This is a genomic window from Aeromonas sp. PI_26 (assembly GCF_027854445.1).
Classification (GTDB): domain Bacteria; phylum Pseudomonadota; class Gammaproteobacteria; order Enterobacterales; family Aeromonadaceae; genus Aeromonas; species Aeromonas veronii.
Genome location: NZ_JAJNOE010000011.1, coordinates 1 through 21,454, shown reverse-complemented (window position 1 = coordinate 21,454; position 21,454 = coordinate 1). Strand labels below are relative to the sequence as shown.

Genomic DNA, 21,454 nt, shown 5'->3' with positions numbered 1-21,454 from the left:
CGCTTGCGCTCGCGAAAAAAATTCATTGGTGACCGGCCTGACAGTCGGCCATAGTTAGAGGCCCTGTCCTGCTCATGGAGTGAGTCTGATGGCGCCAAATGTGATCGTTCCCCTGCTGGTGTTCGTAGTCCTGTTTCTGGTCGGCACCATGGCCAAGGCACTGCCCCTGCACCACATGATGTAAATTTGTGTGAAATAAAAATCTGCCGGGGCGGGTCTTATCCATACTGCCTCACTCAGCCCCGGGAGTTTTTCATGTTGATCAAGCGTCGTACCGCCCACCCTCTCACCGAACAGGATGTCACCCCGGAAGCCGTCTATCAGGACCGCCGCCTTATTCTCAAGGGGCTGGGTCTGGGCGCGGCTACTCTGGCGTTTCCCACTCAGGCCGGTGTACTCGATCTGCTGCGCGGTAAAGAGGATGCTCCCCAATTAGCTACTAGGCCGCTTAACAGCAAGCCTGCGGAGCGCCCGGCCAATCTGGTGCTGACGCCGGAAGAGAAGGCCACCAGTTACAACAACTTCTATGAGCTCGGCACCGACAAGTCCGATCCGGCTCGCAACGGCCATTACCTCAAGCCCGAACCCTGGACCCTCAAGGTGGAGGGGGAGGTGGCCAAGCCCTTTACCCTCGATGTGTGGGACCTCATCAACAAGAGCGAGCTGGAGGAGCGGATCTACCGGCTGCGCTGCGTCGAAGCCTGGTCCATGGTGCTGCCCTGGAACGGCATCTCGCTGGCGGAGATCATCCGCCGTGCCGAGCCCACCAGTCGCGCCAAGTTTGTTGCCTTCGAAACCCTGTTTGATCCGAAACAGCTGCCGGGGCAGGCCTCCAGTCTGGGGGGCGGTATAGAGTATCCCTATGTGGAGGGGTTGCGTATCGACGAGGCGATGCACCCTCTCTCTTTCCTTGCGATGGGGCTCTACGGCAAGACTCTGCCCGCCCAGAATGGCGCGCCGATCCGGCTGGTAGTGCCGTGGAAGTATGGCTTCAAGAGCATCAAGAGCATCGTCTCGATCCGGCTGGTGGAGGAGATGCCGCCGACCACCTGGAACCTGCTGGCTCCCAACGAATATGGCTTCTACGCCAACGTCAACCCGCAGGTGGATCACCCGCGCTGGAGTCAGGCCAGCGAACGTTTCATCGGCGAGGGCGGAGTGTTTGGCGCCAAGCGTCAGCCGACCCTGATGTTCAACGGCTATGGTGACGAAGTCGCCTCGCTCTATCAGGGGATGGATCTGCGCCAATGGTACTGAGATTGAAACCGGCCCATATCAGCGGCTTGCGGGCGCTGGTGCATCTGGGCTCCTTGGGTTTCCTGCTCTGGCTGGTTTTTGCCATTCCGGCAGGCCTGCTGGGGGGCGATCCGGTGCCCGAGCTCATCCACTACCTCGGCAAGGGGGCGCTCAACCTGCTGCTGCTCACCCTGCTGGTGTCGCCGCTGGCCAAGCGCTGGCGGCAGGGGCAGCTTATCAAGCTGCGCCGCCCCCTCGGGCTCTGGTGTTTTGCCTGGGCGCTGCTCCACTTTATGGCGTGGCTGGGGCTGGATCTGCAGTTTGACTGGGGGCTGATTGGTGGCGAGCTGGTCAAGCGCAGCTACATAGTGGTGGGGATGGTGGCATTGCTGCTGCTGGCCGCCCTCAGCATCACTTCGCTGCCCGCATTGCAGCGCCGCATGGGCGCCGCATGGCAGAAGCTGCACAACTGGGTCTATGCCATCGCCTTGCTGGTGCCGGTGCACTACTGGTGGTCGCTCAAGAGTGGTTGGGGGGAGCCCCTCATCTACCTGCTGCTGGCCTGCGCCCTGCTCTGGCCGAGACGGGAGAAACTGCTGCGCCCCATGCGGGGGCGCTGGAATGCAAAAGAGGCCTAATCGGCCTCTTGTTGTTTGATCTCGCCAGTGTAGGCATCGACGATGAGATGCACCTTCTGATCCTGGCGATTGAGGGTTTTGACCTCGAATTTGTCCCCTTCCAGCTCCACTTCCCGAATGTCGTGATACCCTTGCGCCAGCAGGAGTTTGACCAGCCCGGCCATGTCGAGACGGCTCTGGGCCGCCCAGCTTGTGGCACTCAGTAGGCAAAGGATCAGCAGGAAACTGCGCGGGATCATATTCATTCCGGATTCATGGCTGGCAGACTATAAACGCCATTATGTTAGGTTTTTGGAGATGAATCATCCATGAATAGAGCGCTCCCTCTGCTTGGGTTATTGCTGCCGTTGCTGGCGCAGGCGGTCACGCCTGATGAAGCCATGCTGCAGCAAGCTGTCCATGAGGGACGGGTTCGGCCCTTCCATGAAATGATGGAGGTGGCGGCCAGATTGCCGGTGCGGGTGTTGCGGGTGGATCTGGGGGAAGAGGATGGTATCTGGCTCTATGAACTGCGAGTCATCGATCGGGAAAACAGCGTGATCAAGGTAGCCTATCGGGCCGACAACCTTGAGCTGGTGTGGGCCAAGGGCCACCATCTGGAGCGGTTGTTCGAACCGCCAAAGCCCCCGGTCGAGGATGATGAATAACCCCTGTGTGGAAGCCTGTTCATGCGAATTCTGATTGTTGAAGACGAAAAAATTCTGGCTGGCCAGCTGGCCGAACAGTTGCGCCTCTCCGGCTTTGTTACCGACCTCTGCCACGATGGCAACGAGGCCGGTTTCCTCGGCGAGACCGAACCCTACGACGCCATCATTCTCGACCTCGGTCTGCCGGGGCGCGATGGCCTGAGCGTGCTGAAGGAGTGGCGCAGCAAGGGGATCGATACGCCGGTGCTGGTACTGACCGCCCGTGGCCAATTGCACGAGAAGATCGAGGGGCTCAACGCCGGTGCCGATGACTACCTCACCAAGCCGTTCCAGGTGGCCGAGCTGGTGGCGCGGGTCCATGCGCTGGTGCGCCGGGCGGCAGGCAACGCCAGCTCCATTCTGGAGATTGGCGGAGTGCGGCTCGACATGGCGGCGTCGCAGGTGTGGTACGAAGGGACTCCCATCAAACTGACCGCCCACGAGTTCCGGGTGCTGGGTTATCTGATGCAGCACAGGGGCAAGGTGGTATCGCGCAGCGAGCTGATCGACCACATCTATGCTCAGGATTTTGACCGTGACTCCAATACCGTGGAGGTGTTCATCGGCCGGATCCGCAAGAAAACCAACCCCGATCTGATTGAGACAGTGCGCGGCCTCGGGTACCGGATCAACGAATGAGGCTGGTCAGAACCCTGCGGGGGCGACTGGTCGCCATCGCGCTGGTCTGGTGCGGGCTGTTTCTGTTCGCCACCGGTTTCAGCCTGCAGACCATGATGCGCAACTACTGGCAGGAGGCGGAGGCCGATGGCCTGCGCCTGCAGCTCTATGATCTGCTCTCCCGGCTGGAAGTGGCCAAAACTGGCCTGCCGGTGGTCACCGGCTCCCTCTCCGATCCCCGCTTCAATCAACCCTACTCCGGCTACTACTGGCAGCTGGAGCTGGGGCGCGATGTGGTGGGGCGCTCCCGTTCCCTGTGGGATACCAACCTGAAGAGCGACGGCCTCAAGTCGGCGTTTGGCGATCCCGACCTCTTCGTCGGCAAGGGGCCCAACAAGGAGCCGCTGCTGATCATGACCCGCACCGTGCTGCTGCCCGGTTCGGATCGGGTGTTCACTCTGGTGATGGCCAAGGACAGTAGCGCCCTGACCCAGACCCTCAACAAGACCCGCATCAGCCTGTTCCTCGGTCTTGGCTTTGCCGCCGCCGGTCTGGTGCTCGGCTTCATGTTCCAGATCGTCTACGGCTTGCGGCCGCTGCACCTGCTGCGCCGCGAACTGGGGCGGGTTCACGAGGGTCATCAGGAGGGATTCCGGCTGCGCTATCCGCTGGAGATCCAGCCGCTGGTTGAGGATATCAACCGGCTGCTGCACCACTACGGCGAACTGTTGCAGCGGGCCCGTTCTCACACTGGCAATCTGGCTCACGCCCTCAAGACGCCGCTCAGCATCATGCGCAATCAGGTGGCTCAATTGCCGCCGGAGGATCAGGCCGCCATCGGCGAGCAGCTCGACCAGATCCAGCGCCATATCGACTATCACCTCGGCAAGGCGCGGGTGACCGGCGCCGCCAAGATCCTCGGGGTCTCGACCCCGGTGCGGGCGCGAGTGGAGTATATCTGCCGCGCCTTCTCCCGCCTCTATCCGGGCAAGACAGTGGATCTGCAAGTGCCCGCCAATCTGGCGGTCGGGGTGGAGGAGCAGGACTTCGACGAGATGGTAGGCAACCTGCTGGAGAACGCCTTCAAGTGGTCTGCCAGCGAGCTGCGCATCTCCAGCGCCGAGCTGGGGGGCTGGATCACCTTGCGTATCGAGGATGACGGCCCCGGCATGAGCGAGGATCAGATCGCCAAGGCGGTGCTGCGCGGGGTGCGGCTCGACGAGAAGGTACCAGGCTCGGGCCTGGGTCTCAACATCGTCTCCGATCTGGCGGAAGCCTATCGGGGCAGTTTCATCATGGGCCGCGCCGAACTGGGCGGTCTGGCCGCCTCCCTCTCGTTGCCCAAGGTGGCAAGAGTCGAGAGCTAGGCATAACATATGGCATTTGTTTTAGCCTGAGGAAGAGAAGCATGACCGACGATCCGTGGGCACTGTGTCACCTTGACGATTCGTTTGATGCCTCTGTGCTGGGGGTCAAGGGCGCCCAGATCCAGTGGTTTGAAGACAGGGATGGCCTGATCGCGTTCCTTCTGGAAGATTTTGTCGACCTGCTGGCCGATGTGGGCGAGCTGGACGAGGAGCAGACCGAGCAGGCGCGCGAGCGCTTCACCCTGCTGGTGGAGCAGAGCTTTGACGATCGCACCCTGATGGATGCCATCAACGATCTCGCCTCCGGCCTGCGTCGCATCGCCTGGTTGGGGCCGCTCTCGGAGCTGGCCGAGATCAGCGACGAGTTTGCCTCCGGCCTGCGCCGCTATTTCTGGAGCCAGTACGACGGGGATGAAGATGACCCGGACGCCTGGGTGCCGGAAGAGCTGTGGCCGCAGCTGGTGGAGTGCGCGCAGGAGTATATGGAAGAGGGGGATTTTTAAATCCGTCCGGACTATGTGTGCTCTTTGGCAGACAGATAAAGAAACGGCGCCTTGATGGCGCCGTTTTATTGGGTGGCAATCGCCTTAGCCGTTGGCCGGTACCGCGTGGGCGGTGTTGGCCAGCACCGGGCCAGTGTACTTCTCGATCTGCAACTGGGCCATGTGGCCGCAGTTGCCCTGCGCCAGACTGGACGAGCCTTCGTCGAAGGTGAGGCAGTTGACGTTGCCGTTCTTGCAGATGCTGCCCGCTTCGCCCGGCTTGGCCGGGTCGTACCAGGCCCCTTCGCAGATCCGCACCACCCCTTGGCGCACATCCTCGGAGAGCAGGGCGCCCACCAGGATCTGGCCGCGCTCGTTGAAGGCACGCACCAGATCCCCCTGGGCGATGCCACGAGCCTTGGCATCCAGCGGATGGATCATGATCGCCTCGCGGTCGGCGATGGCGAACTTGTCCCGCAGCGGAGTGTTGTCGAGCTGGGAGTGCAGCCGCTGGGTCGGGTGGGAGGTGTTGAGCGACAGCGGATAGCGCGCCGCCACCTCGCTCTTCACCCACTCCTTGGGCTCATACCACTTGGGATGGCCGGCACAGTCGGCGTAACCCATCCCCGCCACCGTGTTGGAGAAGATCTCGATCTTGCCGGACGGGGTGCCGAGCGGATTGAGCAGCGGATTCTCGCGAAAATCGGCGTGACGGATCCACTGGCGGTTGGCCTCGGGGATCGGGAAGCGGATGTAGTTGTTGGACTCCCAGAACATATTGAACGGCGGCAGCGCCACGCGGGCACCACGGGCCTGCGCCGCCATGCCGTCGTACATCTGCTTGAGCCACAGCATCTCGTCCTTCCCTTCGGTGTACTGCTCTTGCACACCCAGCTTGGCGGCGATGGCGCTGAAGATGTCGAAGTCATTGCGGGACTCGTGCTGGGGCGGCACGCACTGGTGCATCGGGAACACATAGCGCTGAGAGTAGTCGCCCCCCATCTCCAGATCATTGCGCTCGTAGCTGGTGGTGACCGGCAGCACGATATCGGCGTGCTTGGCGGTGGCGGTCCAGTAGGGCTCGTGAACGATCACGGTCTGCGGTTTGCGCCACGCCTGCAGCAGGTTGTTGGTGTCCTGATGGTGGTGGAAGGGGTTGCCGCCCGCCACGTAGACCAGCTTGATGTCCGGATAGGTCACCTTGCGGCCGTTGAAGTCGATGGTCTTGCCCGGGTTGGCGAGACAGTCGGCGATGCGCGCCACCGGGATTGGGGCCGGGCTGTTCTTCGGTGCGTTGCCGGCGGAGATACCCGCCAGAATGCCGCCCTTGGCGGTGGGGCTGCCACCGGAGGAGTAGTGGTAGCTGAAGCCGTAGCCGCCGCCCGGCAGGCCGATCTGGCCCAGCATGGAGGCCAGAGTGACCAGCATCCAGTTCGGCTGTTCACCGTGCTGCTGACGCTGCATGCCCCAACCGGCCATGATCATGGTGCGCTTGGCGGCCATGTCGAGGGCCAGCTGGCGGATCACCTTGGCATCGACGCCGCAGACGCTGCTCGCCCATTCGGCGCTCTTCGGTTGGCCGTCATCCTTGCCGAGCAGATAGTCCAGAAACTTGTCGAAGCCGACGGTGTAGCGATCTAGGAAAGCCTGATCGTGCTTCTTCTCGCTGTAGAGGGTGTGAGCCACACCCAGCATCATGGCCACGTCGGTGTAGGCGTTCGGCGCAATCCACTCGGCACCGACCAGCTTGGCGGTCTCGTTGTAGATGGGATCGATGCTGATGACGCGGGTGCCTTTCTCCTTCAGCGCCATGAAACCGGCCTGACCTTCGTGATCCGGCATGTTCCAGCTGTTCTTCAGGGTCACTTGAGCGTTGACCCCCCACAGCACCACCAGTTCGGCGTTCTCCACCACGTTGGGCCAGGCGGTCTGCTGCTCGTACACCTCGATGGAGCCCATCACATGGGACATGATCACCTGAGCCGCACCGGTGGAGTAGTCACCGGCATAACCGGTGAAGCCACCGGAGAGGTTCATCAGGCGGTGCAGCAGGGTGCGGCTGTTGTGGAACATGCCGACGCTTTTCCAGCCGTAGGATCCGGCGTGGATCGCCTGCGGGCCGAAGTCACTCTGCACGCGCTGGATTTCACCGGCCACCAGTTCGATCGCCTTGTCCCAGCTCACTCGCACCCACTCGTCGGCACCGCGCAGCTCGGGTTTGGCGCCCGGGCCGTGCTCCAGCCAGCTCTTGCGTACCATGGGGTACTTGATGCGGTTCTTGGCGTACACCTGGAACGGCGCCATGTCGATGAGATCGTTAGGCGCCGGATCATCGGCTACCGGCTGGACGCGCACCATGCGGCCATCTTCGACGATCGCCTCGAAAGCCCCCCAGTGGGCGCCGGTCAGAATGCCCTTCTGGGCGGGCACCAGGGTCGGGAACTGGCTCAATGCGGTGCTGATGGCTTGCGCCAGCGCACTCTTGGGAAAAATGCCGCCGAGCAGGGGCAGGGCTGCGCAGGCCCCGAGCCCCTTGAGCAGGTTGCGGCGGGACAGATTGGTCTTCTTGTCATTGAAAAAAGTCATAACGGTTTTCCTCTGTGCCAGCCTTAGTGGGCCGCGCTCATGTCACTGGCGTGTTTCTGGACATACTGGGTCAACATGCGAGCCTGTTCCGGGGTCAGGGAGGTACGAGATTCCATCCCCTTGATGACGCCGATCCACTGGTTGGCATTAAAGTGATCCAGCGCGGTGAGGCCGTGGCAGCCGGTACAGTTGTTGGACATCAGGGTGGAGGCGTATTGCCACAGCTTGCCCTGATCGCCGATGAGCTGGCTCTGGTCGACCCAGGCGGTCAGCTTGACCTGATGCCAGGTGAGGTTGGTGGCGCTGTCGGTTTCGCTCTGGCCGGTGACCAGCGCTTTCTTGGCGGCATCGCCGACCAGTACGCTGAGGATCCGCTTGCCCGGTGCGGCGTAGAACACTTCGCTCACACCATCCTGTTGCCAGCCTTCGATCTGCACCTTGGCGCGGCCGTTTTCGTTGGCCAGCACTTCCACCTTGGTGGAGGGCATCAGGGTGCCTTCGTCGGTCTTGGCGGCGGCATCGAGGAACAGCGGGGTGGTAGCGATGGCATAGCGGGTGGTGACGTTGGCCGGGGTCTGGGCCGCAGCCTGCGCCAGCTCGCTGGCACCGGCGGCAGCCAGGCCGCTCATGTCAGGCATGATGTGGGCGACACCGCGGTGGCAGTCGATACAGGTCTGGCCTTCCTTGATGGCGACCGGGTGCTCGGCACGGGCATTGGGGCGCTGGGCCAGAATGTCCATCGCCTCGTAGCTGTGGCAGCTGCGGCAGGTGGCGGAGTCGTTGGCTTTCAGCTCGTCCCAGACGGACTGAGCCATCCGCAGCTTGTGGGCTTCATACTTTTCCGGGGTGTCGAGCGTGCCGATCGCCTCGTGATAGATATCCTTCACGGCGCGGATCTTGGTCCACAGGTAGGAGGTGGGGTCGCCCGGGATGTGGCAGTCGGCGCACTCGGCGCGGATCCCTTTGGTGTTCTGGAAGTGGACACTACCCTGATACTCGGCGAGCGGAGTCTGCATGGAGTGGCAGGAGACGCAGAATTCGGTGGAGCTGGTCTTGTGCAGCACGGTCACGGTGACACCCAGTGCCGCGACACCCAGCAGGGCCCCGAGCAGCAGGAGCCAGAACCAGGTTTTTCTTATCAGTTTTCCAATCATGGCGGCGTTTTCCTACGGTCAATAATTACCTACATAGTACTAGTCCAATAGTAGTAGTAATGACAGGGATAAGGCGTTGACCTCCATCATGGTTTATATTTTTTATTGTTGTCACATTTTGTCTTTTGTTTTGTTATTGACAGATTTGTCGAATTAAATTCAGTTGTTTTCTGTTTTATCTATTTGTGCACTTTCCGCGACAGCTGTTAGCCCCCTCGCAAAACCCCACAAGATTCGCTGATATAGTGAGCAGTGAGCCTCAACGGAGTGTCGCTGATGAGCCCTTTCTCACTGCTGTGTGTCGCCGCCAACGTGCAACTGCTGGCCGAATTCGAACAGGAGTTGGCTCCGCTGCTCGGCCATTTCGCGCTGGTGGTGGTGGTCGGTCAGGGGTCGGCGGAGCTGGCCTTGGACGAGCTGGATCGCAAGGGGCAGCCACCCGCCGTGGTGGTGTGTGACAGCGAGCTGGGGGATGGGCGAGGGGCTGATTTTCTGATCCGCCTCGGCAGCCGTCACGAGGCGTGCCGCAAGATCCTGCTGGGCAGCCAGCCGGAGATGAAATCGATCATCGAGGCGGTGAACCTAGGTCGTCTCGACTACTACCTGCAACGCCCTTGGCGCGATGGCAGCCTGCGCCGTGCGGTGATCGAGCAGGCGAGCCACTTTGTATTGCAGCGTCCCGAGGCGGACCTGCTGAGCTATGCCGCCGTGCTCGACAACCAGAAACTGCTGCGAGCCCACGTCGATCGCCAGTTGGCTGCCTATCGGCAGGGCTTTATGGATTACACCCACTGCAGCGATGAAGAGCTGTCGCGGGTGGTGATCGACGGCCTCTATCAGTTTTTCGAGGGTAATGACGAGGAGCGGGTCTGCCGCCACTACAGCCCGGGCCATGTGCTGACCCGCGAGGGGGAGCCCAACAGCTTCCTCTGGTTTATCGCCAAGGGGGAGGTGGTGCTGCGCAAGCGGGACGAGCAGGGGATCGACCAGGAGGTGGTGCACTACCGTACCGGCTCGCTGGTGGGGGGCATGTCCTTCGTGACTGGAGAACCCGCCTTCACCACCGGCGTGACTCTGACCGGTGCCGAGGTTATCAAGCTCGACAAGCTGCAATTCTCCCGGGTGATGCAGGCGCGCAGCGAACTGCTCCCCTCCTTTACCAACCTGCTGCTGCGTCACTTCAACCGTCGCCTGCAAAACAGCATCCGTACCGAGATGCGGCTGCAACAGACCCTCAACTCCCTCGATGCCGCTCACGCCCAACTGGTGGAGAGCGAAAAAATGGCGATGCTGGGTCAGCTGGTGGCCGGTGTTGCCCACGAGCTGAACAACCCGGTGGCGGCCATTATCCGTGGCAGCGAGACCCTGCGGGCCGCCATCCCCGATCTGGTCAATCTCGAACTGCCCGCCTCCATCAAGGGGCTGGGCAACCAGACCCTCTGTCAGGCGCTCTCCTCCCAGCCGGTCTCGACCAGCGAGGTCCGTGACAAGACCCGGCAGGCTGAGGGGCGCTTTGGTGATCGCCAGCAGGCGCGGCTGGCGGTGCAGATGAATCTGGATGACGAGCTGAACTGGCAACGCTGGTTTGCCAGCCGCACTGCCGACGAGCGGGAGGCGCTGCTCTCGCGGCTGGAGCTGTTCCAGCAGACCGGCAGCTTCCTGCGCAATATCGAAGTGTGTGCCCGTCGCATCGGCGATCTGGTCAAGAGCCTCAAGCAGTATGCCCGGCAAGATCGGGCCGAGCCCTCGTTGGTGGACCTGCACGAGGGGCTGGAAGATACCTTGATGATTTTCGAAAACCGCCTCAAGCATCATGAGCTCTGCAAGGAGTACCAGCCGTTGCCGCTGGTGCGCTGTCACCCCATCGCCCTGCAGCAGGTGTGGACCAACCTGATCGCCAACAGTCTGGATGCCATGAGCGGCCCGGGGCGACTCACCATCCGTACCGGATTGCTGGATCCCGAGTGGGTCATGGTAGAGATTGAGGATAGCGGTTGCGGCATCGAGCCCGAGCTGTGGCAGCGGATCTTCGATCTCAACTTCACCACCAAGCGGGAGGGCCATTTCGGCCTCGGTATCGGTCTGAGCGTCTCGCTGCAGATAGTGCAACAGCACCACGGCCGGATTGAGGTGGACTCGGCGCCGGGCCGCTACACCCGTATGCGGGTCTGTCTGCCGCTGGATGGCATGGGGCAGGCCGGTTACGGGGGCGAACCTCATCACAACAAGGAGCATGCGGCCTGAGCCGTCGCCAGCATCAATCGCGCGGCGTGCCAAACCATGTCGCCAAGGAGGAGCAATGAACAAACACTATCTGATCCTGTGTGTGGACGATGAGCGGGAGGTGCTGGATGCGGTGATCCACGATCTCGCCCCGTTCCGTTCCCACTTCGAACTGGAAGCCGCCGAGAGCGTTGATGAGGCGCGTGCGGTGGTGGAGGAGTGGGAGCGCGACGGCAACAAGCTGGCGCTGATCCTCTGTGACCACATCATGCCGGGAACCCTGGGGGTCGATTTTCTGGTGGAGCTGAACCGGCGTGCCTCCACCCGTGCCAGCCGCAAATTGCTGCTGACCGGACAAGCTGGGCTGGAGGCCACCGTCGAAGCGGTCAATCGCGGCGGGTTGCACTACTACCTCGCCAAGCCGTGGAAGCTGGAGACCCTGCAAGAGGCGGTGCGCGAACAGCTGACCGACTACCTGCTGGCGGAAGATGGCGAAAATGCCTTCCACTATGCACCGCTGCTCAATCAGGCGCGGCTGTTTGCCGCCATCCACGATCACCCGTTCGACGAATAGGGGCAGTTGGGCTTTCGCGGTGGCAGTTGTATACTGTCTGCATATACAGTATTGCAGGTAGCCACCGATGCGACTCTTTATCGCCGAGAAGCCCACGCTGGGCCGCGCCATTGCCGATGCCCTGCCCAAGCCCCATAAGAAGGGCGACGGTTTTATCGAAACAGCCCAGGGGGATGTGGTCACCTGGTGCATCGGCCATCTGCTGGAGCAGGCCGAGCCCGATGCCTATGACGCCGCCTTCAAGCAGTGGCGGATGGAGCATCTCCCCATCATCCCTGCCCAGTGGCAGCTGGTGGCCAAGCCCAAGACCAAAACCCAGCTCACCGTCATCAAGCGGCTGATCAAGCAGGCGGACTGCGTGGTCAACGCCGGTGACCCGGACCGGGAAGGGCAGTTGCTGGTCGACGAGGTGATCGACTTTCTCGGCTACCCGAAAACCAAGCCGGTGCAGCGCTGCCTCATCAGCGATCTCAACCCGCCCGCGGTGCGTCGTGCCCTCGACAAGCTCAGAGACAACAAGGAGTTCGTACCGCTGGCGGTCTCGGCGCTGGCCCGCAGTCGGGCCGACTGGCTCTACGGTATCAACATGACCCGCGCCTATACCCTGCTCGGGCGCAAGGCCGGTTGCAGCGAGCTGCTCTCGGTTGGCCGGGTGCAGACCCCGCTGCTGGGGCTGGTGGTGCGGCGGGATCTCGAGATCGAGGCCTTCGTCCCCAAACCCTTCTACGAGGTGCTGGCCCATCTGCTGACCGATAGCAACGAGCGCTTCACCGCCAGGTGGCTGCCATCGGAAGCCTGTCTGCCGTGGCAGGATGAGGAGGGGCGGGTGCTCAACCGGGCGCTGGCCGACAAGGTGGTGAGCCGGATCAACGGCCAGCCTGCACAGGTCGAATCGGTGGAGGAGCAGGCCCGCAAGCAGGCGGCGCCGCTGCCCTACAACCTCTCCAGCCTGCAGATCGATGCCGCCAAGCGCTTCGGCATGGATGCCAAGCGGGTGCTCGACATCTGCCAGAGCCTCTACGAGCGCCACAAGCTCATCACCTATCCGCGCTCCGATAGCCGCTATCTGCCGACCGACCACTTCAAGCGGGCCGAACAGGTGCGCGGTGCCATCGTCGCCACAGCGCCTGCGCTGGCCAAGGCGGTGAGCGAGGCAGACGGCAAGATCCGCAGCAAGGCGTGGAACGACAGCAAGGTGGATGCCCACCACGCCATCATCCCCACCGAGAAGCAGGGCAACCCCGCCACGCTGGGGGCCGACGAGGCGAAGCTCTATGGCCTGATTGCCCGCCAGTATCTGCTGCAGTTCTATCCCCCGTTCGAATACAACGACAGCAAGGTGCTGCTGCGCATCGCCGGTGGTCTGTTTCAGGCCAAGGCGCGGCGCATCCTTAAGGCAGGCTGGAAGACACTGCTCGGGGTGGAAGAGGATGACGACGAAGAGAAAGCGGGCACGTTGCCTGCCCTGAAAGAGGGAGAGCAACTGCTGTGCGAGCGGGGCGAACTGCAGGAGAAAATGACCCAGCCGCCCAAGTCGTTCACCGATGCGACTCTGCTGGCGGCCATGACCGGCATCGCCCGCTATGTGCAGGATCCCGAGATCCGCAAGACCCTGCGCGACACAGACGGCCTCGGCACAGAAGCGACCCGGGCAGGCATTATCGACCTGTTGTTCAAGCGCCGCTTTCTGGTGCGTCAGGGCAAGAGCATCAAGGCGACCCCGACCGGGCGGGCGCTGGTGCAGGCGTTGCCAGCCACCGCCACCACGCCGGATATGACTGCGCTGTGGGAGCAGAGCTTAGGCCAGATCGCCGAGCGTCACGGCAGCTACCAGCAGTTTATGGGGCCGCTCACCGAGCAGCTCAACGGCCTGATTGAAGGGGCGCGGCAGGACTCCGGCGCCAGCTTCAGCGCCCTGCCCAAGGAGGCACCTGGTGCCGGCAAGCGGCGTTTTACCAGGCGCAAGAGTCCGGCGGCCAGCACGACTGGCGGTCCCCGACCGCGCAAGACGGCCAGCAAGCGCCAGACCAGGGCGGCATAACGAAAAAAGGCGCCCATCCTGGGCGCCAAAGGCATTGTTGTCAGGCTGCCTGAGTGGACAAGCTGGCACGGATCCTGTGCTGGTAGTGCAGAACCACACCGAGAAACACCAGATCCTTGAACAGGAAGAACTCGGTGACTGGCACGCCGTCAACCACTTTCCAGACACCTGTCAGGGTCAGCAGGAAGCTCAGCGTCGCCAGGAAGGTGACGATAGCCCCCATGCTGCACCAGTAACCGATGCGAGGTTGCCACAGACCCACGACCAGTCCGATGGCGATCACTATCTCGACCACCCCGATCAGGTTCGATACGCTCTGTTCCGACAGAGGGCCATAGAGCCAGCTCATCAAGGGGTGGCTGGCTACCAGTGGTTTGATGGCGGCTGCCTCTGTCGGAGTAAACTTGAAGACGCCGATCCAGAGCAGGGTCAATACCACGCCCGCCAGAGCGACCAGAAAGCCTTTGTCATGTTGCTGCATGGGGGCTCCTTGTTTAAGGGGTCAGAGTGACGGGCGGGAAGTCGATCTCGGTCGCTGCCAGGTGGTTGCCATAGTTGGTCAGGGTATTGACCACCACCTGGCCGAGTACCTCCAGCAGCAGCTCGTCATCTACGCCTGCGGCACGGGCGCTAGCAAGCTGCTCGTCACTGATCACCCCGCGCTGACTGACCAGTGCCGTTGCCAGTTGCAGCAGGGCGTAATCAAGGGGAGCCGAGGCTTGGCCGAGTCGGGCTGCCCGGATCTCCTGGGCCGAGAATCCGGCCTTGCCCGCCAGTAGTGTGTGGGCAGACAAACAGTATTGGCAGGCGTTGGCTTGACCTATGGCCAGTGCCAGCAACTCCCGTTGTGGGGCAGTGAGGCGCCCCTTGCCAAGCGCCTCGGCAAAGGCCAGGAAGCCATTGAGCAGGGCTGGTGAGTGGGCCAGGGTGGCGTAGAGGTTGGGCACCATACCCAGATTGCGTTGCAGGGTGGCCAGGGTCTGGGCGGCTGCGGGTTGCGGCTGGGATACGGGTTGGATACGGCTCATGATCTTCTCCTGTGGTAGTGAAGGTACGGGAGACAGTGTGCCGTCATTCGTGATACGGTTTATCACTCATCGTCTGCAAATAAATACTATTCGTCTCAAATATGGATCCGCTCTCTGCCCTGTTGGTTCATGCTTCCCCCGAAGCCAAGATCTTCTTCGCCGGCAACCTGTGCCAGAACTCCTCCAGTGATGATTATCCGAGTGGCGGACATCTTCATCTGCTGCGCAGCGGTGCCGTCATGCTGCGTGAAGAGGGGGGAGCAAGCTTGCTGCTCGAGGAGCCGACCCTGATCCTGTTCCCTCGGGGACGTCCTCACAAGCTTGAACCCAGAACGCTGGGGGGTTGTGATTTGGTGTGCGCCAATGTCGCATTCGGCAAGGGGGGCGCATCGCCGTTGCAACTGGCATTACCGGGCTCGCTGGCGCTGCCGCTACGTGAGCTGCCAGCCCTGACTCCGGTGCTGAGTCAGCTGTTTGACGAGGCGTTTCACCCCCGCTACGGGCAGGATCCGCTGATCTCCCGCTTGCTGGAGGTACTGTTGATCCTGCTGCTGCGTCATCTGGTCGAGCAAGGGGTGTGTCAGCAGGGGATGCTGGCAGGTATTTCCGATCCCCAGTTGGCCAAGGCGATCTCGGTGATGCATCAGCGTGGGGATGAACCCTGGACGGTGGCCACGCTGGCGCGGGAGGCCGGCATGTCGCGTGCCCGCTTTGCCGCGAGGTTTCAGGAGCGGGTTGGTCAAGCGCCGCTTGGTTATCTGACCCGCTGGCGCATGGCGCTAGCCTGCCAGCAACTGCTGGCGGGGGAGTCCATGATGCAGGTGGCGTTGGGGGCGGGGTACAGCAGCAGTGTTGCCTTTGGTCGGGCATTCGAGCGGGAGCTGGGGGTGAGCCCGGGGCGCTGGCTCAAGGCGCAGCAACAAGCCGAATAAAAAACGGGGCAGCCAGTGGCTGCCCCGTGTTCATGGTTGGTCAGCCGGTATAGACGTTCTCTTCCGGATAACGGATGCGGGTCTCGACCGGGCGGGCCAGCATAAAGGCCAGGGTGAGGGGACCGAGACGGCCGCAGATCATCACCAGCACCAGGATCAGCTTGCCCGGCTCGCTCAGGGAGGCGGTGATGCCGGTGGAGAGGCCGACGGTGGCAAATGCCGAGATGGTCTCGAACATGATTTTGTCGAACGGCAGATCCTCGGTCACCATCAGCAGGAACATCGCCAGCATCAGCACCATGGTGCTGACGATGATGATGGCCAGCGATCGGGTCACGATCTGGGGCGACAGGGTGCGGCCAAAAGCGGTGACATGGGGCCGCTTGGTCAGAAATGCCTTGGTCGCCAGCAGCACGACTGCGAAGGTGGTGACTTTGATACCACCACCGGTGGAGGTGGCACCGGCACCGATAAACATCAGCATCATCAGGAACAGCAACGCCGCCGGGGTCATCAGCCCGATATCTATGGTATTGAAACCGGCGGTACGGGCACTGGCAGACTGGAAGAAGGCTGCCAGCAGTTGGCCACCGATTCCTGCCTTGCCGAGGGTGCCGGGGTTGTTGTGTTCCAGCAGCCAGAACATCAGGGTACCGGCCAGCAGCAGGGCCGGGGTCATCAGCAGCATCAGCTTGCTGTGCAGCTTGAGCTTGCGCCAGCGGCGGTTGCGCACCAGATCGACGATGACGGTAAAGCCGATCCCCCCCAGGATCAGCAGACCGGCGATGGTCAGGCTGATGATGGGGTCGTCCCTATAGTCCATCAGGTTGTTGGCAAAGAGCGAAAACCCGGCGTTGTTGAAGGCCGATACTGCGTGGAAGAAGCTGACATAGAGGCCGTGCACCCACCCCATCTCGGGCACCCAGCGGATCGCCATGATGCCGGTACCGATCAGTTGGGCGATAAAGGCGAACAGGACGATCCGTTTGACCAGCTGAATGATGTTGACCGAGCCTTCCTGTCCCAGCGCCTCCTTGGCCAGCACCTGTTGGCGCAGACCGACCCGCTTGCTGAAGATGGCGATCAGCAGCAGGGTCATGGTCATCTGGCCCAGACCGCCGATCTCCATCAGCATCAGCAGGAAAATCTGCCCCTGCAGGGTAAAGGCGGTGCCGGTATCCACCACGCCAAGACCTGTCACGCTGATGGCCGAGGTGGCGGTAAACAGGGCGTTGACGAAGGTAACCTCGCCATTGTGGCTGGAGGGTTGCACCAGAAAGATGGTGCCAATCAGCAGAATGATCAGAAAGCTGCCGAGGATCAGCCGGGCTTCGCTCCAGCGAGAGTCCTGCTCCCGATGGAGGGCGAAGGCGTAGCTGCTGCGCCAGTTGATCATAGGGTTTCGAGCCAGTGGTCGATGGCGTGCTTGTTGCCCGCCAGGATCAGGATGTCGCCCAGTTGCAGCTCCATCTTGCCGGTCAGTACGTTGTGCAGCACATCACCACGCTTGATGGCGAGCAGCTGGAAATCGCTCTGTTGCAGCAGGTGGAAGTCGCCCAGTTCCCGGCCGTTCTGTTGCAGGCCAATCACGAACTCGGTCAGCACCATGTCGTGGCCCAGCTCCAGATAGTCGAACAACCGGTTGTCCAACATGCTCTGGGCGACCCGGCGGCCCATGTCCCACTCCGGGTTGATTACCTTGTCGGCGCCCACTTTCTGCAGGATCTTGGCGTGGAACTTGTCGCGCGCCTTGACCCACACCTTCTTCACGCCCGCCTCTTTCAAGACGAGGGTAGTGAGGATGCTGGTCTCCAGGTTGTCACCGATGGCAACGAAGACGATATCGAAATTGGCCAGTCCCAGCTCGGCCACGGTGGCCTCGTCGGTAGCATCCGCCACGATCACGTGATTGCAGAGGGCGGCGATTTGCCGGGTCTTGCTCTCGTCGATATCGATGGCCAATACTTCGGCATCTTGCCGTTGCAGCTCTTCGCACAGCGCGCTGCCAAACAGGCCCAGGCCGATGACGGCAAACTGGTTGTTCATGAGTTATTCCTCAGCAGTTGAAGTCGCCTACTCTAAACCACTGCTATTCCCCCGAAAAGGGCTCGGGTTTTTCGTCATGGGGTAACTTGAGGTAGACTGCGCCCTTGCACCAAGCCGGGATAGACCGATGAAACTGAATGCCAACGCCTCCTTGTTGAAGCTCAACACCCTTGCCCTCGATGCGTACTGCCTCTGGCTGGCCGAGGTGGAGCAGGTTGCCGATCTGGCGACCCTGCGTGCCGATCCACAGCTCAACCCGTTGCCACGCCTCAATCTGGGCGGCGGCAGCAACATGCTCTTCACCACGGATTTTCTCGGCCTGGTGGTGCTCAACCGGCTCAAGGGGATTACCGCTGAAGATGGTGGCGATCACTGGTTGCTCCATGTGGCGGCCGGTGAAGATTGGCATCAGCTGGTGCGCCATACCTTGCTACAGGGCTGGTTCGGGCTGGAGAATCTGGCGCTCATTCCCGGTACGGTCGGTGCAGCGCCGGTGCAGAACATCGGTGCGTATGGCGTTGAGCTGGCCGACTTCTGCGCCTATGTCGAGGCGTTCAACTGGCAGAGTGGCGAGATTGAACGGATCGCGGCGGCAGAGTGCCGCTTCGGTTATCGCGACAGCATCTTCAAACACGAGTATCAGGATTCCCACCTGATCACCGCCGTCGGGCTCAAACTGCCCAAGGCGTGGCAACCTGTGCTGGGTTATGGCCCGCTGGCGGCGCTCGGTGACGCGCCTTCGGCGCAGGCCATCTTCGATACCGTCTGTGCCACCCGCATGGCCAAACTGCCGGATCCCGCCGTACTCGGCAATGCCGGCAGCTTCTTCAAAAATCCGGTGGTGCCTGCCGCGCTGGCGGAGAATCTCAAGGCGCGCTATCCGCAGATGCCCTGCTATCCGGCCGGAGAAGGGCAGGCCAAGCTGGCGGCGGGCTGGCTCATCGATCAGTGTGGTCTGAAAGGTTTCGCCATCGGTCGCGCCGCTGTTCATCAGGAGCAGGCGCTGGTGCTGGTCAATCTGGGGGGCGCCAGTGCCATGGAGCTGATCGCGCTGGCGGCCCATGTTCGCGACAGCGTGGAGCAGACGTTTGGCGTGGTGCTGGAGCATGAGGTGCGCTTTATGGGCGCGCACGGTGAAACCTGGCTCGACGAGGTGCTCTCATGACGTTGACTCCCATCAGACAGACCCTGATCACCCTGCTTAGCGACGGCCAGTTTCACTCCGGCGAACAGCTGGGTGAACAGCTCGGCATCAGCCGGGCGGCGGTGAGCAAACACATGGCGGCGCTCAAGGAGCTGGGGCTGGATCTCTTTAGCCTGACCGGCAAGGGCTACCGGTTGGCGTTGCCGATGGCGCTCTATGATCAGGCTACCTTGCAGGCACTGGCCCCGATGGCGCCGGTGCACTGTTTTCCGGTCATTGGCTCGACCAATCAACACCTGCTGGATCGGGTCAATGAGCTGCGCTCCGGCGAGAGCTGTCTGGCCGAGTGTCAGACAGCCGGGCGCGGGCGTCGTGGCAAACCCTGGATTTCGCCATTCGGTTGCCAGTTGATCCTCAGCATGTACTGGCGGCTGGAACAAGGCATGGCGGCGGCCATGGGGCTCAGTCTGGCGGTCGGCGTGGCAGTAGTTGAAGCGCTGGAGTCCCTTGGCTATCAAGGCGTCGAGCTCAAGTGGCCGAACGACCTCTACTATCAGGGCCGCAAGTTGGCGGGAATACTGGTGGAGATGAGTGGTAGCGCCGGTGCCAGTTGTCATCTGGTGATCGGCATCGGTCTCAATCTGGCGATGCCTGCCCGCGAAGGGGAGAAGATCGATCAGGCCTGGGCCGAGCTGCGCCACATCAATCCCGAGCTGGTCGATCGCAATCAGTTGGCAGCCCGGATGATCGTCCATCTGCAGCGGGCGCTGCACACCTTTGAGCAGCAGGGGCTGGCAAGCTTTGTCGATGAGTGGAACCGGCTCGATCACTTTGCCGGTCGCCCGGTGCGCCTGCTGATGGGGGATCAGGAGATCCGTGGCATCGCTCGCGGCATCGACGATCGCGGTGCCCTGCGGTTGGAGACGGAGGAGGGTACCAAGTTCTATCTGGGTGGCGAACTCTCCCTGCGCCGGGGTGATTGAGCGTTGCGCTTGGCGATAACCGTTAGCGACAAAAAAGAGAGGGGACCTGCGGGTCCCCTCTCTGTTATCCGGCTATCTGCAACGGTGCGAACTGCCGTGTTTATTTGCGCAGCTTGATCTGTTCGATGGCGTGCTCGTTGCCCTTGGTCAGGATCAGGTTGGCCCGCTCCCGGGTCGGCAGGATGTTCTCCTGCAGATTGAGATAGTTGATATCCTGCCAGATGTTGTTGGCGATCTGGGTCGCTTCGCTCTCGGTCAGCTTGGCGTAGTGGTGGAAGTAGGAGTCCGGGTCCGAGAAAGCGCCGCTGCGGAATTTGAGGAAGCGCTCGATATACCAGGTGCGCAGCAGGTCGGCTTCGGCATCCACATAGATGGAGAAGTCGACGAAATCGGAGACAAAGACCCGGTGAGGCTCTTGCGGATAATCCATGCCACTTTGCAGTACATTGAGCCCTTCCAAGATCAGGATGTCCGGCTGCTCTACCACCTTCTTCTCGTCAGGGATGATGTCGTAGATAAGGTGGGAGTAGACCGGCGCTTCGACCTTCTCGTGGCCGGCACGGATATTGGCGACAAACTCCACCAGATGGCGGATATCGTAGGATTCCGGGAACCCCTTGCGGCGCATCAGGCCGCGCTCTTCCAGTACCTTGTTGGGATAGAGGAAGCCGTCGGTGGTGACCAGCTCCACCCGCGGGTGTTCCGGCCAGCGCTCCAGCAGGGCCTGCAGAATACGGGCCGTGGTACTTTTGCCCCCCGCCACGCTGCCGGCAATGCTGATAATATAGGTGCCCTTGCCGCGGGACTGGCCGAGGAACTGCTCCAGCACCCGGCTGCGACGCTGTTTGGCTTTGACATAGAGATTGAGCAGGCGGGAGAGAGGCAGGTAGATCTCTTCCACTTCCCGCAATGACACCTTCTCGTTGATCCCGCGCAGGGTCTGCAGATCGTGTTCGGTCAGGGTCAGGGGGACCGAATCGCGCAATAACGCCCATTGTTCGCGGGTGAATTGCAGATAGGGGTTATGCTCTGTCGTCATGGTGTCATCACTGTTTCTTGGGCACGGCGACCATACACCAAGGGTGGGGGAGCGACAAGGGACGCAGCAGGATTGGCTGATTTCCAGCCGCTTTTTTGCAAACTTCCCAGCAATAAAGCGTATTTTGCCAGGTTCAATGGTTGCATCCCCCAAATCCTTACAATAAAATGCGCGACGCTTGGATGTCTGTCGTCTATTTGCCGTGCAAAAGCGATAAAAACAGTGGGTGCAAGCAGAATTACCGCTGTGACAATCTGGCATCTGGAGGGGTTCCCGAGCGGCCAAAGGGATCAGACTGTAAATCTGACGGCTCTGCCTTCGAAGGTTCGAATCCTTCTCCCTCCACCATATTTCTCTGCGGTTTGAGTTCTTTGGGTTAGAGAAATGCGGGCATCGTATAATGGCTATTACCTCAGCCTTCCAAGCTGATGATGCGGGTTCGATTCCCGCTGCCCGCTCCAAGATGCTGATATGGCTCAGGCGTTAGCAGAGCCGCACCCTAGGGTGAGTTCGGCAAGCGAACCAGCCATCAGTACCTCTCTCTTTCCCACCAGATTCAAATCCATCATATAAACTGTTCTGTGGTTAGCTTGCCACCGCGTACTCAGCGTTAGTTTAGAGGGACGATCATGTCTAAAGAAAAATTTGAGCGTAATAAACCGCACGTTAACGTGGGT

General features: G+C 61.5%; 22 protein-coding genes and 2 tRNA genes. 14 read left to right on the top strand and 10 right to left on the bottom strand.

The features are described from left to right. Positions 1 to 255: 255 nt before the first annotated feature. Positions 256 to 1,257, top strand: a complete 1,002-nt coding sequence (msrP, locus tag LRL22_RS12775; protein WP_064338937.1) for a protein-methionine-sulfoxide reductase catalytic subunit MsrP — start codon at positions 256 to 258, stop codon at positions 1,255 to 1,257. Further along, positions 1,248 to 1,874: a protein-methionine-sulfoxide reductase heme-binding subunit MsrQ gene (msrQ, locus tag LRL22_RS12770; RefSeq protein ID WP_005339821.1), complete on the top strand. Its 627-nt coding sequence runs from the start codon at positions 1,248 to 1,250 to the stop codon at positions 1,872 to 1,874. Before msrP ends, msrQ begins: the two co-directional genes overlap by 10 nt. Here the strand turns inward: msrQ and LRL22_RS12765 are convergent. Continuing rightward, complete coding sequence (locus LRL22_RS12765) at positions 1,871 to 2,119, bottom strand: PepSY domain-containing protein (RefSeq protein WP_013724184.1); 249 nt, start codon at positions 2,117 to 2,119, stop codon at positions 1,871 to 1,873. The two genes, msrQ and LRL22_RS12765, sit on opposite strands and share 4 nt — an antisense overlap. Positions 2,120 to 2,182: 63 nt before the next feature. Here LRL22_RS12765 and LRL22_RS12760 point away from each other — a divergent pair, with 63 nt between their 5' ends. From LRL22_RS12760 to LRL22_RS12745, 4 genes are read left to right on the top strand one after another with little or no spacing between them, the layout of a single operon-like run. Further along, on the top strand, positions 2,183 to 2,521 hold the full coding sequence (locus LRL22_RS12760) for a PepSY domain-containing protein (RefSeq protein ID WP_005339825.1): 339 nt from the start codon (positions 2,183 to 2,185) through the stop codon (positions 2,519 to 2,521). A 21-nt stretch (positions 2,522 to 2,542) separates the two neighbouring features. Beyond that, positions 2,543 to 3,199, top strand: coding sequence for a response regulator transcription factor (locus LRL22_RS12755; protein ID WP_005339826.1), 657 nt, complete (start codon positions 2,543 to 2,545; stop codon positions 3,197 to 3,199). Then, positions 3,196 to 4,545, top strand: coding sequence for a sensor histidine kinase (locus LRL22_RS12750; RefSeq protein WP_005339828.1), 1,350 nt, complete (start codon positions 3,196 to 3,198; stop codon positions 4,543 to 4,545). The genes LRL22_RS12755 and LRL22_RS12750 overlap by 4 nt, the downstream gene beginning before the upstream one ends. A 41-nt stretch (positions 4,546 to 4,586) precedes the next feature. After that, positions 4,587 to 5,048, top strand: a complete 462-nt coding sequence (locus tag LRL22_RS12745) for a hypothetical protein (RefSeq protein ID WP_108542312.1) — start codon at positions 4,587 to 4,589, stop codon at positions 5,046 to 5,048. 84 nt (positions 5,049 to 5,132) lie between these two features. Here the strand turns inward: LRL22_RS12745 and torA are convergent, their stop codons facing one another. Both torA and LRL22_RS12735 read right to left on the bottom strand, forming a co-directional pair. Continuing rightward, positions 5,133 to 7,613, bottom strand: a complete 2,481-nt coding sequence (gene torA, locus LRL22_RS12740) for a trimethylamine-N-oxide reductase TorA (protein WP_270905527.1) — start codon at positions 7,611 to 7,613, stop codon at positions 5,133 to 5,135. A gap of 23 nt (positions 7,614 to 7,636) precedes the next feature. Beyond that, a complete protein-coding gene (locus LRL22_RS12735) occupies positions 7,637 to 8,767 on the bottom strand; it encodes a NapC/NirT family cytochrome c (protein WP_005339847.1) in 1,131 nt (376 codons plus the stop codon). A 276-nt stretch (positions 8,768 to 9,043) separates the two neighbouring features. Between LRL22_RS12735 and LRL22_RS12730 the strand changes: the two genes are divergently transcribed. From LRL22_RS12730 to LRL22_RS12720, 3 genes are all read left to right on the top strand, one after another. Then, positions 9,044 to 11,011 carry an ATP-binding protein gene (locus LRL22_RS12730; RefSeq protein WP_204384640.1) on the top strand — a complete coding sequence of 656 codons (1,968 nt, stop codon included), beginning with the start codon at positions 9,044 to 9,046 and terminating at the stop codon, positions 11,009 to 11,011. Between the two features lie 55 nt (positions 11,012 to 11,066). Further along, entirely contained in the window at positions 11,067 to 11,564 is a 498-nt protein-coding gene (locus LRL22_RS12725) for a response regulator (RefSeq protein WP_005341867.1), read from the top strand. 67 nt (positions 11,565 to 11,631) lie between these two features. After that, on the top strand, positions 11,632 to 13,605 hold the full coding sequence (locus LRL22_RS12720; protein ID WP_270905526.1) for a DNA topoisomerase III: 1,974 nt from the start codon (positions 11,632 to 11,634) through the stop codon (positions 13,603 to 13,605). 40 nt (positions 13,606 to 13,645) lie between these two features. Here LRL22_RS12720 and LRL22_RS12715 read toward each other — a convergent pair whose 3' ends face one another. Next, positions 13,646 to 14,086, bottom strand: a complete 441-nt coding sequence (locus tag LRL22_RS12715; RefSeq protein ID WP_005341854.1) for a DUF417 family protein — start codon at positions 14,084 to 14,086, stop codon at positions 13,646 to 13,648. 13 nt (positions 14,087 to 14,099) lie between these two features. Then, entirely contained in the window at positions 14,100 to 14,633 is a 534-nt protein-coding gene (locus LRL22_RS12710; protein ID WP_201909772.1) for a carboxymuconolactone decarboxylase family protein, read from the bottom strand. A 101-nt stretch (positions 14,634 to 14,734) separates the two neighbouring features. Between LRL22_RS12710 and LRL22_RS12705 the strand changes: the two genes are divergently transcribed. Beyond that, entirely contained in the window at positions 14,735 to 15,565 is an 831-nt protein-coding gene (locus LRL22_RS12705; protein WP_270905525.1) for an AraC family transcriptional regulator, read from the top strand. A gap of 40 nt (positions 15,566 to 15,605) precedes the next feature. Here the strand turns inward: LRL22_RS12705 and LRL22_RS12700 are convergent, their stop codons facing one another. Both LRL22_RS12700 and LRL22_RS12695 read right to left on the bottom strand, forming a co-directional pair. Then, complete coding sequence (locus tag LRL22_RS12700) at positions 15,606 to 16,961, bottom strand: TrkH family potassium uptake protein (protein WP_005356363.1); 1,356 nt, start codon at positions 16,959 to 16,961, stop codon at positions 15,606 to 15,608. Beyond that, positions 16,958 to 17,611 carry a potassium channel family protein gene (locus LRL22_RS12695; protein ID WP_005339863.1) on the bottom strand — a complete coding sequence of 218 codons (654 nt, stop codon included), beginning with the start codon at positions 17,609 to 17,611 and terminating at the stop codon, positions 16,958 to 16,960. Before LRL22_RS12695 ends, LRL22_RS12700 begins: the two co-directional genes overlap by 4 nt. Before the next feature lie 127 nt (positions 17,612 to 17,738). Between LRL22_RS12695 and murB the strand changes: the two genes are divergently transcribed. Together murB and birA are read left to right on the top strand one after the other, a co-directional pair. After that, a complete protein-coding gene (murB, locus tag LRL22_RS12690; protein WP_270905524.1) occupies positions 17,739 to 18,776 on the top strand; it encodes a UDP-N-acetylmuramate dehydrogenase in 1,038 nt (345 codons plus the stop codon). After that, positions 18,773 to 19,738, top strand: a complete 966-nt coding sequence (gene birA / locus LRL22_RS12685; protein WP_270905523.1) for a bifunctional biotin--[acetyl-CoA-carboxylase] ligase/biotin operon repressor BirA — start codon at positions 18,773 to 18,775, stop codon at positions 19,736 to 19,738. Before murB ends, birA begins: the two co-directional genes overlap by 4 nt. 100 nt (positions 19,739 to 19,838) lie before the next feature. Here birA and coaA read toward each other — a convergent pair whose 3' ends face one another. Both coaA and LRL22_RS12675 read right to left on the bottom strand, forming a co-directional pair. Beyond that, positions 19,839 to 20,777: a type I pantothenate kinase gene (gene coaA / locus LRL22_RS12680; protein WP_270905522.1), complete on the bottom strand. Its 939-nt coding sequence runs from the start codon at positions 20,775 to 20,777 to the stop codon at positions 19,839 to 19,841. Then, on the bottom strand, positions 20,774 to 20,923 hold the full coding sequence (locus LRL22_RS12675) for a hypothetical protein (protein WP_157188376.1): 150 nt from the start codon (positions 20,921 to 20,923) through the stop codon (positions 20,774 to 20,776). The genes coaA and LRL22_RS12675 overlap by 4 nt, the downstream gene beginning before the upstream one ends. 117 nt (positions 20,924 to 21,040) lie before the next feature. Between LRL22_RS12675 and LRL22_RS12670 the strand changes: the two genes are divergently transcribed. Both LRL22_RS12670 and LRL22_RS12665 read left to right on the top strand, forming a co-directional pair. Next, positions 21,041 to 21,125, top strand: a tRNA-Tyr gene (locus tag LRL22_RS12670). A 38-nt stretch (positions 21,126 to 21,163) separates the two neighbouring features. Beyond that, positions 21,164 to 21,238: transfer RNA gene (locus LRL22_RS12665), tRNA-Gly, on the top strand. Between the two features lie 15 nt (positions 21,239 to 21,253). Here LRL22_RS12665 and LRL22_RS12660 read toward each other — a convergent pair. Beyond that, the coding region (locus LRL22_RS12660) for a hypothetical protein (protein WP_213324834.1) at positions 21,254 to 21,454 on the bottom strand (201 nt) is incomplete at its 5' end.